The sequence below is a fragment of the Mycobacterium sp. ZZG genome (genome assembly GCF_054786995.1).
Genome location: NZ_JBTBFV010000201.1, coordinates 1 through 566, shown reverse-complemented (window position 1 = coordinate 566; position 566 = coordinate 1). Strand labels below are relative to the sequence as shown.

Sequence of the window (566 nt, the reverse complement as noted above, 5' to 3'; positions counted from 1 at the left end):
TGGAAGCTATCGAAGGATCCGCTGTTCGTGGCCAAAGTCCGCGATGTCGTCGGCCTGTACCTGGACCCGCCGGAGCGGGCGCTGGTGCTCTGCGTGGATGAGAAGACGCAGATCCAGGCCCTTAATCGCACCCAGCCCGTGTTTCCGATGCTGCCCGGAACCCCGGCGCGAGCCAGCCACGACTACGTCCGCCACGGCACCTCCAGCTTGTACGCCGCCCTCGACCTGACCACCGGCAAGGTCATCGGCGCGCTGCACTCCCGGCACCGGGCCACCGAGTTCCTGGCCTTCCTCAAGAAGATCGATGCCGAAGTTCCCGACGATCTCGATGTGCATCTGGTCCTCGACAATGCCTCCACACACAAGACGCCTGCGGTGAAGCGTTGGCTGGCAAGCCATCCCAGATTCGTCCTGCACTTCACCCCGACCAGCTCCTCGTGGCTCAATCTCGTCGAGCGCTGGTTTGCCGAGCTGACCACCAAGAAACTGCGCCGCTCCACTCACACCTCGGTGCGGCAACTCAACGCCGATATCCGTGCCTGGATCGACACCTGGAACGACAACCC

1 protein-coding gene is annotated in these 566 nt (G+C 63.6%); it reads left to right on the top strand.

What is annotated here, in order from left to right; genetic code table 11:
- On the top strand, positions 1-566 hold a 566-nt coding region (locus ACXMYJ_RS29350; RefSeq protein WP_460359580.1), incomplete at both ends, for an IS630 family transposase.